The organism is Alcanivorax hongdengensis A-11-3 (assembly GCF_000300995.1).
GTDB classification, from domain to species: Bacteria; Pseudomonadota; Gammaproteobacteria; order Pseudomonadales; family Alcanivoracaceae; genus Alcanivorax; species Alcanivorax hongdengensis.
In genome coordinates this window covers 1-530 of record NZ_AMRJ01000093.1, presented here as the reverse complement: position 1 = coordinate 530, position 530 = coordinate 1, and the positions used below count along the sequence as shown (strand labels likewise).

Below are 530 nucleotides of genomic sequence, written 5' to 3'. Positions count from 1 at the left end.
CCAGCCTCGTTCAGCTCGTGCAATTGAGGACGAGCGCCTGTCCGGGCTTATCAAGCAGTTCTGGCTGGAATCCGGGGCCGTGTATGGCTACCGGAAGATCCATACGGATCTACGCGAGTATGGCGAGCGATGCGGGCCCAATCGAGTCCACCGCCTGATGCGCCACGCGGGAATACGAGCGCAGGTGGTTTATCGCAAGCCACGCCATAGGGCCGGGGAGCTCCACAAGGGGCCACCGAATATCCTGCAGCGGCAGTTCAATCCGCAAGCACCAAACGAGAGCTGGGTAACGGATATTACCTATGTCCGAACACATGAAGGCTGGTTGTATCTGGCGGTTGTTCTGGATCTGTTCTCACGACGGGTGATCGGTTGGTCAATGCAATCCAGGATAACCAAGGAGCTGGCGCTGGATGCGCTTTTGATGGCGGTCTGGCGTCGCACGCCTGAGGGAAAGGTGATTGTGCACTCCGACCAGGGCAGCCAATACACCAGCCACGACTGGGAGTCGTTTCTGAGGGCGCATGATC

At 58.7% G+C, this 530-nt stretch carries 1 protein-coding gene; it reads left to right on the top strand.

Going from position 1 to position 530, the window contains the following annotated elements; translation table 11 throughout:
- A partial coding sequence (locus A11A3_RS17195) for an IS3 family transposase (protein WP_008930602.1) occupies positions 1-530 on the top strand: 530 nt, incomplete at both ends.